Below are 14,055 nucleotides of genomic sequence, written 5' to 3'. Positions count from 1 at the left end.
TTGGCAGCGCTGGAGCCTGTCCCCTCTACGCGACGGAACAGGCTGGCCTCAAATCAACGTTTGGGCAGGAACTGCAGCGGATCTACAGGTTTACCTTGTCGGCGAATCTCAAAATGCAGTTTCACCCGGTCTGTACCCGTTGACCCCATTTCGGCAATTGTCTGTCCGACCTTGACCTGCTGCCCCTCCCGTACCAACAGCCTGCGGTTATGTCCGTAGGCACTGACGTAGGTTTCGCTGTGTTTGATGATGACTAATTCGCCGTAGCCCCTTAAGCCACTCCCGGCGTAAACCACCGTCCCATCAGACGCAGCTAAAACAGGCTGTCCCAAATCTCCGGCGATATCAATTCCTTTATTCAAACTACCGTTTGAAGAGAATTTTCCAATCAGAATGCCATTAGATGGCCATCCCCAGCCGGTCGGGGCCGGACCCGGTGGAGGCAGTGGAGCAGGTGCCGATTTACTGGCGACGGACGGTGCAGCCCCCGCAGAACCAGCACCGGAGCCGGTCACCGTGGTGGTCGTCGTGCCATTCACCTGGCGCCGGATTACCGTAGTCTTGCTCGACGATGATGGCGCGGAACCGCCGTTGCTTACCACCGCCGTCGGAGTTGAACCGGTACGGCCGTCAAAGCGAATTGTCTGACCCGGGTGGATCGTATACGGCGTAGGAATATTGTTCCGGGCAGCGAGGGCTTTGTAGTCCCAGCCGTAGCGAAAAGCGATGGAAAACAGCGTATCGCCCGGACGGACTACATACTGCCCGGTCGTGACGGCCGGACGCTGGGCCGCCGCACTGTTGCGATCGACCACCCGCACGTTGCTCGATTTGGTGCTGGAGCAACCGACCAGCAAGGTGCTCAAGACAAGGCCAGTCACCAGGCGCTGAAAGCTCGTGTTACCCATACGCTGCGCAATGACTGTGAGACTCACCCGCCGCTCCCTTTGTGGTGGCTGAAAAAATTTGGAATGCCCATTCAGGCATGAGGTGTCGCAAGTATAACGGGCCGCGCCGTCTTTACCTTTAATGAAGCGAAATCGCTGCACGCACACGTTTGCCAAGAATCGATCGACTGCGTTTAAACGCTCGCCGCCGCTGTAAGACCGAAGCCAGCGCCAGGAATTCAGCGCCCGCAAACAAATGCTCAGGCCAGTGGGCCATTGAGCAATGGCACGAAGCGCACCGCCCCCAGAACGTGACGAGAAAAGCCGTGTTCTTCGCGCACGATCAGCATCAGTTGCTGCACTTCCCCCGAGCCGACCGGAATCACCATCCGCCCACCCGGTGCCAGCTGATCGAGCAACGCCTGCGGCACATCAGTCGCAACCGCGGTGACGATGATGCCGTTGTACGGCGCCAGCGCCGGCCAGCCTTCCCAGCCATCGCCCCAGCGGAACACCACGTTACGCAGGTTCAGTTCGACCAGACGTTCCTTGGCCCGATCCTGCAAGACCTTGATGCGCTCGACCGAGAACACCCGTTCGACCAGTTGCGACAGCACGGCCGTCTGGTAACCCGAACCGGTGCCGATCTCCAGCACCTTGTCCAGCGGCCCCGCCTCCAGCAGCAGCTCGCTCATGCGCGCCACCATATAAGGCTGAGAGATGGTCTGGTTGTGGCCGATCGGCAGCGCGGTATCTTCGTAGGCACGGTGCGCCAGCGCTTCATCGACAAACAGATGACGCGGCGTACGGCGGATCACTTCCAGCACCTTGGCGTTGGACAGGCCTTCTTCGTAGAGACGCTGGATCAGACGTTCGCGCGTGCGCTGCGACGTCATGCCGATGCCGCTGCGCAGTCTGTCTTCGTGTTCACGAGCCATCAGCGCAGTCCCTCCAGCCAGCCGTCGAGGCTTCTGAAGGCATCGTTGAAGGTGCGATCGAGCTGCAACGGCGTGATCGACACATAGCCCTGCATCACCGCATGAAAATCAGTGCCCGGGCCGCCGTCTTCGGCATCGCCGGCAGCAGCAATCCAGTAACCGGCCTTGCCCCGCGGATCGACCACTTTCATCGGCGCTGCCGCACGGGCGCGATGGCCCAGACGGGTCAACTGAATGCCCCGAATATGGTCGATCGGCAGATTGGGAATGTTCACGTTCAGCACCGTACGCGGCGGCAGGTCCAGCCCGGCATGCGCCTCGACCAGTTTGCGCGCGAAATGTGCGGCTGTCGCCAGGTTGTCCAACTGGCGCGACGCCAGCGAAAAAGCGAACGAGGGGCGCTCGAGGAATCGTCCTTCGAGGGCTGCCGCCACAGTGCCGGAATACAGCACGTCATCACCCAGATTGGCACCGAGATTGATCCCGGAAACCACCATGTCCGGCTCGCGCTCCAGCAGGCCGTTGAGGCCCAGGTGCACGCAGTCAGTCGGTGTTCCGTTAAGGCTGATGAAACCGTTGGCCAGGTATTGCGGGTGCAGCGGACGGTCGAGCGTCAGCGAACTGCTGGCGCCGCTTTTGTCCTGCTCCGGGGCGATAACCACGCATTCGGTGTAATCCGCCAGCGCAGCATAAAGCGCGGCGAGACCGGGTGCGGTTACCCCATCGTCGTTAGAAATCAGAATACGCATGGGCTGTCCGTCTGCCCCACCGGCACCAGATCAACGAGTTCGCGCACCAATACGGTGGCGAAGCATCCGGCCGGGAGGACGAATTCCAGTTGCAGAATGTCAGGCTGGGGATAATGCCACGACAACCCGCCAATGGGCAGTCGCAGGATGCGACGTTCGTGGCTCATTCCGGCATTGATCAACCAATCGCGCAGATCCGCCTCGCGCTCGGCAATCGCCTGCTCCAGATCATGGACAGCGCCGGCAGTCGGTGAGTCACCTTCGCCCCACTGCGGGCCGGTCGGGTGCAGGTCGAGAATCGCCAGGCGCGGATCGCTGCATTCGGCCTCACCGGCCGGGAAGAAACTGCGGCTGTCGGTAAACGCCAGCAGGTCGCCGACCTGCGCCTGCTGCCAGGTGCCATCGGCCACCCGGGCGGCCAGCACCTGATTGAAGAGAAAACTGCGCGCTGTCGACAGCAGCCGCGAACGCACATTGCGCTGCTCCGGCAGTGCCTTGCGCGCCGCCCACGCACGCGCATCGACGACGTTGCCGCCGTCATGGCCAAAACGCTGAGCGCCGAAATAATTGGGAATGCCTTGCCTGGCGATCAGTTGCAGACGCTGCTCGATCGCGTCCTTGTCGCCGGCAAACTGGGTCAGGCGCAAGGTGAAGCCGTTGGCCGAATGCGCGCCGCGTTGCAGCTTGCGCTTGTGGCGTGTGGTCTTGAGGATCTTCAACGTGTCGTTTTCCGCCGCCGACAGATCCGGATCGGCCTTGCCCGGCAGTTGCACGCTGAACCACTGACGGGTCAGTGCCTGACGATCCTTGAGCCCGGCATAACTGACGGTGCGCAATGGTACGCCGGCGGCCTTGGCGATGCGCCGTGCCGCTTCTTCGGTGTTCAGACCACGCTTTTCGACCCAGATCCACAGGTGTTCGCCATCGCCGCTGAACGGGATGTCGAGCACTTCATCGACCTGGAAATCTTCGGCGATGGCTTTCAGTACCGCGGTGCCGAGTGGTTCGCCATAGGCGCGCGGGCCGAGCAATTGCAGTTCGTTCATGCGCGCAGCAACAAGGCAACGGAGTGTACGGCGATGCCTTCTTCGCGACCGACAAAGCCGAGTTTTTCGGTGGTGGTAGCTTTCACGTTCACTTGATCCAGCTCAACTTGCAGATCGGCGGCGATCAACGCGCGCATCGCTTCGATATGCGGGGCCATTTTCGGCGCCTGGGCGACGATAGTGTTGTCGACGTTACCGACTTTCCAGCCTTTGGCGTGGATCAGCGCGACCACATGCCGCAGCAGCACGCGGCTGTCGGCGCCCTTGAATTGCGGGTCGGTGTCCGGAAAGTGCTTGCCGATATCGCCCAACGCGGCCGCGCCGAGCAACGCATCGCTCAAGGCGTGCAGCAGGACGTCACCGTCGGAGTGAGCGAGCAGCCCGAAGCTGTGTGCAATGCGCACGCCGCCCAGAGTAATGAAATCGCCTTCAGCGAAACGGTGAACATCGTAGCCGTGGCCAATACGCATAAAAAAACGCCCCGATTTTTGTCAGGGCGTGATTCTACCTGCATTAGCCGCGCAGAGCGCGTGCGTGATGCTGCAAGTGGTCGTCTATGAAGCTTGAGATGAAGAAATAGCTGTGGTCGTAGCCCGGTTGCAGGCGCAACGTCAGCGGATGATCCGCTTGTTTTGCCGCTTGTTGCAGGGCTTCGGGCTTGAGCTGGTTTTCGAGGAAATCGTCGCGATCCCCCTGATCGACCAGTAACGGCAGTTTTTCGGCGGCTTCAGCGATCAGCGCGCAGGCATCCCATTCTTTCCACTTGGAGCGTTCTTCACCCAGGTAACGGGAGAACGCCTTTTGCCCCCACGGACAATCCATTGGATTGTTGATCGGCGAAAACGCCGACACCGACTGGTAACGCCCCGGATTGCGCAGCGCACAAACCAGTGCACCGTGGCCGCCCATGGAATGGCCACTGATGCTGCGTTTATCCGACGCCGGGAAATGCGCTTCAACCAGTGAAGGCAATTCCTGCACGACATAGTCATGCATCCGATAGTGCCGCGACCACGGCTCCTGCGTGGCATTCAGGTAGAACCCGGCTCCGAGGCCGAAATCCCAGGCGCCATCCGGATCACCCGGCACATCAGGGCCACGCGGACTGGTGTCCGGGGCGACGATGATCAGACCGAGTTCAGCGGCCATGCGCATCGCACCGGCCTTTTGCATGAAGTTCTCGTCGGTGCAGGTCAGGCCGGACAGCCAATACAGCACCGGCAGCTTGCCGCCCTGCTCCGCTTGCGGCGGCAGATACACGGCAAACACCATGTCGCAGCCGAGCACGTCGGAACGGTGGCGATAGCGCTTGTGCCAGCCGCCGAAACTTTTCTGACAGGAGATGTTTTCCAGACTCATGTAAAGACTCCTACGCTGCCCCGGTTACAAACCTTCAAGGTCTGTAGCTGGGGCGTCGCGATTGATCAGAAATGAATGACGGTACGAATGCTCTTGCCTTCATGCATCAGGTCGAAGGCCTTATTGATATCTTCCAGACCCATGGTGTGGGTAATGAAAGTATCCAGCGGAATCTCGCCGCTCTGCGCCATGTCGACGTAGCTTGGCAGCTCGGTACGGCCACGCACGCCACCGAACGCCGAACCACGCCAGACGCGACCGGTCACCAGTTGGAACGGACGGGTGGCGATTTCCTGGCCGGCACCGGCAACGCCAATGATCACCGACTCGCCCCAGCCCTTGTGGCAGCATTCCAGCGCGGCGCGCATCAGTTGCACGTTGCCGATGCATTCGAAGGAGAAGTCGACGCCGCCATCGGTCATGTCGACGATCACTTCCTGGATCGGACGATCGAAGTCTTTCGGGTTGACGCAATCGGTGGCGCCCAGCTGCTTGGCGATTTCGAACTTGGCCGGGTTGATGTCGATGGCGATGATCCGCGCAGCCTTGGCTTTCACTGCGCCAATGACTGCCGAAAGACCGATGCCGCCGAGACCGAAGATCGCCACGGTGTCACCTGGCTTGACCTTGGCAGTGTTGATCACCGCACCGATACCAGTGGTCACGCCGCAACCGAGCAGGCAGACTTTTTCCAGCGGCGCATCCTTGGCGATTTTCGCCACGGAGATTTCCGGCAGCACGGTGTATTCCGAGAACGTCGATGTCCCCATGTAGTGGAAAATCGTTTGGCCCTTGTAGGAAAAGCGCGAAGTGCCGTCCGGCATCAGACCTTTGCCCTGAGTAGCGCGAATCGCCTGACACAGGTTGGTCTTGCCCGACTTGCAGAATTTGCACTGACCGCATTCCGGGGTGTACAGCGGAATCACGTGGTCGCCAACCGCAACAGACGTCACGCCCTCGCCGATGGCTTCAACGATCGCACCGCCTTCGTGGCCGAGGATCGACGGGAAGATGCCTTCCGGGTCAGCACCGGACAGGGTGTAGGCGTCGGTGTGGCAAACCCCGGAAGCCACTACGCGCAGCAACACTTCACCGGCCTTGGGCATGGCCACATCGACTTCTACGATTTCCAGCGGCTTCTTGGCCTCGAAGGCAACGGCGGCGCGCGACTTGATCATGCTGACTCTCCAGTGAATCCATTGAATAAAAAACCAGATCGGCAGTGTAGTACAGCGCGATCTGATGAATAATCCGGACAAAAGCAAAACATTATTGCCATACAGGGATAATCCCGATGTCGGAAAACCGCTGGGAAGGTATCGACGAGTTCGTCGCCGTCGCCGAATGCAGCCAGTTCACCGCCGCAGCAGAACGCCTCGGGGTTTCGTCCTCGCACATCAGTCGACAAATCGTACGACTGGAGGAGCGATTGCAGACGCGTCTGCTCTATCGCAGTACCCGTCGCGTGGCTCTGACCGAAGCCGGACAGACCTTTCTGCAACATTGTCAGCGCCTGCAGGACGGTCGCGAAGAAGCCCTGCGCGCGGTCGGCGATCTGACCAGCGAACCCAAAGGCATGCTGCGCATGACCTGTGCCGTGGCGTATGGCGAACGGTTTATCGTGCCGCTGGTGACGCGGTTCATGGGGCATTACCCACAACTGCGGATCGATATCGAGCTGACCAACCGCCAGCTCGATCTGGTGCATGAAGGGCTGGATCTGGCGATTCGTCTGGGTCGGCTGCAGGATTCGCGGTTGGTTGCCACCCGCCTGGCGCCGCGTCGGATGTATCTGTGCGCGTCCCCGTCCTACGTTGAACGGTATGGCCGCCCACACAGTTTGTCGGAACTGAGCCGCCACAATTGCCTGATCGGCAGCTCGGATCTGTGGCAACTGGAACAGAACGGGCGGGAATTTTCCCAGCGCGTGCAGGGAAACTGGCGCTGCAACAGTGGGCAGGCGGTGCTGGATGCGGCGCTGCAAGGGGTTGGTTTATGTCAGTTGCCGGACTATTACGTGCTGGAGCATTTGCACAGCGGGGCGCTGATTTCTTTATTGGAGGCGCATCAGCCGCCGAATACGGCGGTGTGGGCGTTGTATCCGCAGCAGCGGCATTTGTCGCCGAAGGTGCGCAAGCTGGTGGATTTCTTGAAGGAAGGGCTGGCCGAGCGACCGGAGTATCGGAGCTGAGTTATGCGGTGCCTGAGCAGCCGTCTTCGCGAGCAAGCTCGCTCCCACAGGGGATCCTCAGTGGATGCAGATTGGGTGTCAGGCGCGAATCAAAGGTGGGAGCGAGCTTGCTCGCGAAGGCGGCAGAACAGGCGCCACAGCATTCAGCGGCGATTGGCCCAACGCTGACGCAACCACTCCAGGTCTTCCGGCCGGGTGACCTTGAGGTTGTCCGCCCGCCCTTCGATCAGTCGTGGCGCCAGACCGGCCCACTCCATCGCCGAGGCTTCATCGGTGATAAGCGCATCGGCCACCAGGCTGTCGGCCAGCGCTCGATGCAACGCACCGAGGCGAAACATCTGCGGTGTATACGCCTGCCAGATCACGCTGCGATCAACGGTTTCGAGCACACGACCGTGCTTGTCGACCCGCTTCAGGGTGTCGCGCGCTGGCACGGCCAGTAAACCGCCAACGGCATCGTCCGCCAGTTCAGCCAGCAACTTGTCGAGATCGTCACGACTCAGGTTAGGTCGGGCCGCATCGTGGACCAGCACCCAGTCATCGTCATCGGCACCCTGCGCATGCAAATGCAGCAAGGCATTGAGCACCGACCCGGAACGCTCGGAGCCGCCCTCGACACGCTGAATTCGCGAGTCGCTGGCGCAGGCGAGGTTCGGCCAATAGGGATCATCAACAGCAAGACTGACCACCAGGCCTTTGAGGCTCGGGTGATCGAGGAAACAGCCGAGGCTGTGTTCAAGAATTGTGCGCCCGCCCAGTTGCAGGTATTGCTTGGGACGGTCCGCGGCCATTCGGGCACCGACGCCCGCGGCAGGAATCACGGCCCAGAAGGCCGGCAGAGAATCGATCATTGCGCGAGCTGGTAAAGGGTTTCACCGTCCTTGACCATGCCCAGCTCATGGCGAGCCCGCTCTTCAACGGTCTCCATGCCTTTTTTCAGCTCGCTGACCTCAGCGTCCATCACCCGGTTGCGCTCCAGCAGGGCTTCGTTCTCGGCGTGTTGATCAGCAATCTGCTGATTCAGCTCGGCGACCTGCGCCAGACTGCCATTGCCCACCCACAGGCGGTACTGCAGACCGGCCAGCAGCAAAAGCAAAACGAGAAACAACCAGTAAGGACTGCGCATCGAATATCAGGTATCCAGTGAAAAAAGACAGCCACGCGAAAACTTTGAAACGTCTGATAGCACGAAGCCTGGAAGATCCAGGCTTGTGCATATAAGGCATCAGATTAGTGGCAAATCCATCGCTGTCACGACTTTTCCGACACAATCCGGTGTCTTTTTAACATCTACTGCTTAACCGCGGAACTCGGAGCGACCGTTGTACTTGGCTTTGCCATTCAACTGCTCTTCGATACGCAGCAGTTGGTTGTACTTGGAAACGCGGTCGGAACGGCACAGCGAACCGGTCTTGATCTGGCCAGCCGAAGTGCCCACAGCCAGGTCGGCGATGGTCGAATCTTCGGTTTCGCCCGAACGGTGCGAGATCACAGCGGTGTAACCGGCAGCCTTGGCCATCTGGATGGCTTCCAGGGTTTCGGTCAGGGTGCCGATCTGGTTGAACTTGATCAGGATCGAGTTGGCGATCTTTTTATCGATGCCTTCCTTGAGGATCTTGGTGTTGGTCACGAACAGGTCGTCACCGACCAGTTGGGTCTTCTCGCCGATCTTGTCGGTGAGGATCTTCCAGCCAGCCCAGTCGGACTCGTCCAGACCGTCTTCGATCGAGATGATCGGATAACGTTCGGTCAGGCCTTTCAGATAATCGGCGAAACCTTCAGCAGTGAACACCTGGCCTTCGCCGGACAGGTTGTACTTGCCGTCTTCGTAGAATTCGCTGGCCGCGCAGTCCAGTGCCAGAGTCACGTCGGTGCCCAGCTTGTAACCGGCGTTGGCCACGGCTTCGGAGATCACTTTCAGCGCGTCTTCGTTGGACGCCAGGTTCGGTGCGAAACCTCCTTCGTCGCCAACGGCAGTGCTCAGGCCACGGGCCTTCAGCACAGCTTTGAGGTGATGGAAAATCTCGGTGCCCATGCGCAGACCTTCCGAGAAGGTCTTGGCGCCAACCGGCTGCACCATGAATTCCTGGATGTCGACGTTGTTATCGGCGTGCTCGCCACCGTTGATGATGTTCATCATCGGCACCGGCATCGAGTACACACCCGGGGTGCCGTTCAGGTTGGCGATGTGTGCGTACAGTGGCAGGTCCTGATCCTGTGCAGCCGCCTTGGCCGCAGCCAGGGATACGGCGAGGATGGCGTTGGCGCCCAGGGTTGCCTTGTTTTCGGTACCGTCGAGCTTGATCATCGCGTGGTCGAGGGCTTTCTGGTCGCTTGGGTCAGTGCCCAGCAGCAGATCGCGGATCGGACCGTTGATGTTGGCTACCGCCTTGAGCACGCCCTTGCCCAGGTAACGGCTCTTGTCGCCATCACGCAGCTCGAGCGCTTCACGCGAGCCAGTGGATGCACCGGACGGCGCGCACGCGCTGCCGATGATGCCGTTGTCGAGAAGCACGTCCGCTTCCACGGTGGGATTGCCACGGGAGTCGAGAACTTCACGACCTTTGATGTCGACGATTTTTGCCATTGTTGTAAACACTCCAAAGTTGACGAAAACGACGCAGCTAGAGGAAATCTTTTTACCGTCGGCAAGTGGTGTGCAGCGGGCAGCTTGCAGACGACAACGCACATGCCCGAGGGCATGTGCGACAAATCGTGCGGTACTTTACCGGAGAAATGAGGTTTACGCGGTTTCTACCGTCGGAAAACTCTTCACCAGTTCGTCCAAAGCTTTGAGCTGGGCCAGAAATGGCTCCAGTTTGTCCAGACGCAAGGCGCAAGGGCCGTCGCATTTGGCGTTGTCCGGATCCGGATGCGCTTCGAGGAACAGACCGGCCAGCGCCTGGCTCATGCCGGCCTTGGCCAGATCCAGAACCTGCGCACGGCGACCGCCGGCGGAGTCGGCACGACCGCCAGGCATTTGCAGCGCGTGGGTCACGTCGAAGAATACCGGGTACTCGAACTGCTTCATGATGCCGAAGCCGAGCATGTCGACCACGAGGTTGTTGTAGCCGAAGCTCGAACCACGCTCGCAGAGGATCAATTGATCGTTACCCGCTTCCACGCACTTGTTCAGGATGTGTTTCATCTCCTGAGGCGCGAGGAACTGGGCTTTCTTGATGTTGATCACAGCGTTGGTCTTGGCCATCGCCACGACCAGATCGGTCTGGCGCGACAGGAAGGCCGGCAGCTGGATGATGTCGCAGACTTCAGCGACGACCGCGGCCTGATCAGGCTCGTGGACGTCGGTGATGATCGGCACGCCGAAGGCTTGCTTGATGTCCTGGAAGATGCGCATGCCTTCTTCCAGGCCAGGACCGCGATACGAGGTCACAGAAGATCGGTTGGCCTTGTCGAAACTGGCCTTGAACACATAAGGGATACCGAGTTTCTCGGTGACCTTCACGTACTCTTCGCAAACCTGCATGGCCATGTCACGGCTTTCCAGCACGTTCATGCCGCCGAACAGCACCATGGGCTTGTCGTTGGCGATCTCGATGTTGCCAACGCGGATGATCTTCTGTGCCATCGGGTTACGCCTTCTTCTGGTGTTGTGCCAACGCAGCTTTCACGAAACCGCTGAACAGCGGGTGACCGTCACGTGGCGTCGAGGTGAACTCCGGGTGGAACTGGCAAGCGACGAACCATGGATGATCCGGTGCTTCGACCACTTCAACCAGCGCGGCATCAGCGGAGCGACCGGAGATTTTCAGGCCGGCTTCGATGATTTGTGGCAGCAGGTTGTTGTTCACTTCGTAGCGGTGACGGTGACGTTCAACGATCACGTCCTTGCCGTAGCAATCGTGCACCTTGGAGCCGGCTTCGAGCAGGCATTCCTGAGCGCCGAGGCGCATGGTGCCGCCCAGATCGGACGCTTCGGTACGCACTTCTACGGCGCCGGTGGCGTCTTCCCACTCGGTGATCAGACCCACGACCGGATGGCCGCTGGCGCGATCGAACTCGGTGGAGTTGGCGTCTTTCCAGCCCAGCACGTTACGGGCGAACTCGATGACTGCCACTTGCATGCCCAGGCAGATACCCAGGTATGGAACCTTGTTTTCACGAGCGTACTGAACGGCAGTGATCTTGCCTTCCACGCCGCGCAGACCGAAGCCGCCCGGAACGAGGATCGCGTCGACACCTTCGAGCAGCGCAGTGCCCTGGTTCTCGATGTCTTCGGAATCGATGTAACGCAGATTGACCTTGGTACGGTTGGTGATGCCGGCGTGACTCATCGCTTCGATCAGCGACTTGTAGGCGTCCAACAGCTCCATGTACTTGCCGACCATCGCGATGGTGACTTCGTGCTCTGGGTTGAGCTTGGCATCGACGACCTTTTCCCACTCGGACAGGTCGGCGCCATTGCATTGCAGGCCGAAACGCTCGACGACGAAATCGTCCAGACCCTGAGCGTGCAGCACGGCCGGGATCTTGTAGATGGTGTCGACGTCTTCCAGGGAGATCACCGCACGCTCTTCAACGTTGGTGAACAGCGCGATCTTGCGACGCGACGACACATCCACCGGATGGTCGGAGCGGCAGATCAGCACGTCTGGCTGCAGGCCGATCGAACGCAGTTCCTTAACGGAGTGCTGGGTTGGCTTGGTTTTGGTCTCGCCCGCGGTGGCGATGTACGGAACCAGCGTCAGGTGCATCAGCATCGCGCGCTTGGAACCGACTTCCACACGCAGTTGACGGATGGCTTCGAGGAACGGTTGCGATTCGATGTCGCCAACGGTACCGCCGATTTCCACCAGGGCCACGTCGGCATCGCCGGCACCCTTGATGATGCGACGCTTGATTTCGTCGGTGATGTGCGGAATCACCTGGATGGTTGCACCCAGGTAGTCACCACGGCGCTCTTTGCGCAGCACGTGCTCGTAGACACGACCGGTGGTGAAGTTGTTGTTCTGGGTCATGGTCGTGCGGATGAACCGCTCGTAGTGGCCCAGGTCCAGGTCGGTCTCGGCGCCGTCGTGGGTGACGAACACTTCACCGTGCTGGAACGGGCTCATGGTGCCCGGGTCGACGTTGATGTACGGATCCAGCTTAAGCATGGTGACCTTAAGCCCCCGCGCCTCCAGGATGGCCGCCAATGAAGCCGAGGCAATGCCTTTCCCCAATGAAGAAACAACACCGCCCGTGACGAATATGTAGCGCGTCATGAAAAACCCTAGAAGTCTGCGTTAAAGCGGTACGAGCCGCCGGGGAAAGCGAAGGAAGGCCGAAGCCCCCGATCACCTGCATTAATCACAGTGCACCTTTCAAAAAAACCGCCGCGTTGGGACAGACCGGCAGATGAAACACCGGTACGTTGCTCGCTACACATTTTTTGGAATCGCCCAGCAAAGACTGCTTGGTAATCGGCAACTCCTGCAATTCAGGCGAATCCACAGAAGTTGTATCAAGAAGGGAGCGTAGTCTACCGGAATGCCCCTTTCATCTCAAACCTTGATCTTCGTCTGTTGGCTGCCAATGCAATTTCCAGCCGTCCGGCCCCTGCCCGTCAAGGCCCGGCAGGTTCGCCACGGCGAGCAATTCTGCGCCGCGAAACAGCAGCGGCAATCTGCCACGGACGAAGCTCGGTACCGCGCGCTCATTGAGCAGGCGCTTGAGATCGCGGTGGCCACGCCCCGCCAGATGCATCAGCTCGCCGCCCTGCCGATAGCCAATCCGCAACGGCCCGACCGGAGTCTGCCCGCTGAACATGACACACCCGTTATTCGCCAAGCGTAGCGCTGTCGACGGGTCATGCCATTCACCGCTGACCGCTGGCGCGCGCAGCCAGTCGCCGCTCAGCCACCATAGCCGGCCGGCGCTGCGCTGCAATTCGCCATCGGCCAGACGCCAGACCGGCGATGCATCACTGGCAGCGCCGCAGAGGTTGTCCCAACCCGACCAATGGTCGGTGTCGGGCAGTCGGGTCAGGGGCTCGAGCCAATGGCTGAGCGCATTGCGTTGACGAGCGGCAGATAAACGCGCCAGCGGCGCCAGTTCCAGCGACGGCAGGCCCAGCCATGCAAACTCACTCGGCGTGGCGGCTTGTGCCAGATCGAGCTGCGCCAACTCATCGAGCAAACCTTGCGCCTCGCGCAGATGCGCCGCGCTGCGAGCCATGCTCGCCTGCGCCTGCGGCCAGCGCGCCGTGAGCAACGGCAGCACCTGATGGCGCAGATAGTTGCGCGAGAACTGCCGATCTTCGTTCGAAGGGTCTTCGATCCAGCGCAACTGGTGCGCGCGGGCGTAAGCCTCAAGCTCGGTGCGCGTCACGTCGAGCAATGGGCGCAGCAGCGTGCCCTGCCCCAACGGTCGCTGCGCCGGCATCGCCGACAGTCCGCGCACGCCAGCGCCGCGCATCAGGCGAAACAGCAAGGTCTCCGCCTGATCATCCTGATGCTGACCTGTCAGCAACAAATCCCCGGCCTCGGTCAGCGAAGTGAACGCCGCATACCGCGCCTCCCGCGCTGCTCGCTCCAGGCTGGCGCCGGGTTGCACCGTCACCCGCACCACTTGCAACGGGACGTCCAGTGCGTCGCAGACCGACTGACAATGCTCCGGCCACGCATCGGCCGCAGCCTGGAGGCCGTGGTGGACATGGATGGCGCTGAGCGCCGGCAAGGAGTGGCGTTGTGCGAGATGGGCCAGCAGATGCAGGAGGACGGTGGAATCCAGACCGCCGGAGAAAGCCACGCGCCAAGCCTTGGCATTGCGCCAAGCTGCAAGATTGCGCAGAAGCCGGGAAGGCAGATCATTCACGGACTGACCCATATCTTTCTCTTGGCCCAAATCAAATGTGGGAGCGGGCTTGCTCACGAAGGCGTTTCA

General features: G+C 60.4%; 14 protein-coding genes. 1 reads left to right on the top strand and 13 read right to left on the bottom strand.

Features of this window, described 5'->3' with window-relative positions; all coding sequences use genetic code 11:
- Positions 1-53: 53 nt before the first annotated feature.
- From ACVHNU_RS02365 to ACVHNU_RS02335, 7 genes are all read right to left on the bottom strand, one after another.
- Entirely contained in the window at positions 54-935 is an 882-nt protein-coding gene (locus tag ACVHNU_RS02365; protein WP_473018924.1) for a peptidoglycan DD-metalloendopeptidase family protein, read from the bottom strand.
- Positions 936-1,147: 212 nt separating this feature from the next.
- Entirely contained in the window at positions 1,148-1,783 is a 636-nt protein-coding gene (locus ACVHNU_RS02360; RefSeq protein ID WP_169841266.1) for a protein-L-isoaspartate(D-aspartate) O-methyltransferase, read from the bottom strand.
- 41 nt (positions 1,784-1,824) lie between these two features.
- Positions 1,825-2,574, bottom strand: coding sequence for a 5'/3'-nucleotidase SurE (gene surE / locus ACVHNU_RS02355; protein WP_400499236.1), 750 nt, complete (start codon positions 2,572-2,574; stop codon positions 1,825-1,827).
- Positions 2,562-3,620 (bottom strand): tRNA pseudouridine(13) synthase TruD, encoded by a 1,059-nt coding sequence (truD, locus tag ACVHNU_RS02350; protein ID WP_103520489.1) that lies wholly within the window; start codon positions 3,618-3,620, stop codon positions 2,562-2,564. The genes surE and truD overlap by 13 nt, the downstream gene beginning before the upstream one ends.
- Positions 3,617-4,090, bottom strand: coding sequence for a 2-C-methyl-D-erythritol 2,4-cyclodiphosphate synthase (ispF, locus tag ACVHNU_RS02345; protein WP_007964300.1), 474 nt, complete (start codon positions 4,088-4,090; stop codon positions 3,617-3,619). Before ispF ends, truD begins: the two co-directional genes overlap by 4 nt.
- Before the next feature lie 43 nt (positions 4,091-4,133).
- Positions 4,134-4,979: an S-formylglutathione hydrolase gene (fghA, locus tag ACVHNU_RS02340; protein WP_473018923.1), complete on the bottom strand. Its 846-nt coding sequence runs from the start codon at positions 4,977-4,979 to the stop codon at positions 4,134-4,136.
- A gap of 65 nt (positions 4,980-5,044) precedes the next feature.
- Positions 5,045-6,157 (bottom strand): S-(hydroxymethyl)glutathione dehydrogenase/class III alcohol dehydrogenase, encoded by a 1,113-nt coding sequence (locus tag ACVHNU_RS02335; RefSeq protein WP_003222162.1) that lies wholly within the window; start codon positions 6,155-6,157, stop codon positions 5,045-5,047.
- A gap of 116 nt (positions 6,158-6,273) precedes the next feature.
- On the opposite strand from ACVHNU_RS02335, the gene ACVHNU_RS02330 reads away from it, so the two are divergent.
- Positions 6,274-7,170: a LysR family transcriptional regulator gene (locus ACVHNU_RS02330; RefSeq protein WP_103486008.1), complete on the top strand. Its 897-nt coding sequence runs from the start codon at positions 6,274-6,276 to the stop codon at positions 7,168-7,170.
- A 143-nt stretch (positions 7,171-7,313) separates the two neighbouring features.
- On the opposite strand, the gene ispD is transcribed toward ACVHNU_RS02330, so the two are convergent.
- From ispD to tilS, 6 genes are all read right to left on the bottom strand, one after another.
- Complete coding sequence (gene ispD / locus ACVHNU_RS02325; RefSeq protein ID WP_003222160.1) at positions 7,314-8,021, bottom strand: 2-C-methyl-D-erythritol 4-phosphate cytidylyltransferase; 708 nt, start codon at positions 8,019-8,021, stop codon at positions 7,314-7,316.
- The gene (gene ftsB / locus ACVHNU_RS02320) at positions 8,018-8,296 is read right to left on the bottom strand and encodes a cell division protein FtsB (RefSeq protein WP_003222158.1); all 279 of its coding nucleotides are present in this window, start codon (positions 8,294-8,296) and stop codon (positions 8,018-8,020) included. Before ftsB ends, ispD begins: the two co-directional genes overlap by 4 nt.
- Before the next feature lie 171 nt (positions 8,297-8,467).
- Complete coding sequence (gene eno, locus ACVHNU_RS02315; protein WP_003222156.1) at positions 8,468-9,757, bottom strand: phosphopyruvate hydratase; 1,290 nt, start codon at positions 9,755-9,757, stop codon at positions 8,468-8,470.
- Between the two features lie 156 nt (positions 9,758-9,913).
- On the bottom strand, positions 9,914-10,759 hold the full coding sequence (gene kdsA, locus ACVHNU_RS02310; RefSeq protein ID WP_003222154.1) for a 3-deoxy-8-phosphooctulonate synthase: 846 nt from the start codon (positions 10,757-10,759) through the stop codon (positions 9,914-9,916).
- A gap of 4 nt (positions 10,760-10,763) precedes the next feature.
- On the bottom strand, positions 10,764-12,395 hold the full coding sequence (locus tag ACVHNU_RS02305) for a CTP synthase (protein ID WP_003222153.1): 1,632 nt from the start codon (positions 12,393-12,395) through the stop codon (positions 10,764-10,766).
- Positions 12,396-12,669: 274 nt separating this feature from the next.
- The gene (gene tilS / locus ACVHNU_RS02300; RefSeq protein WP_473018922.1) at positions 12,670-13,998 is read right to left on the bottom strand and encodes a tRNA lysidine(34) synthetase TilS; all 1,329 of its coding nucleotides are present in this window, start codon (positions 13,996-13,998) and stop codon (positions 12,670-12,672) included.
- Positions 13,999-14,055: the final 57 nt, after the last annotated feature.

This window comes from Pseudomonas sp. Ors-4-3C, from assembly GCF_055755035.1.
This window is presented reverse-complemented; position numbering and strand designations above follow the sequence as displayed.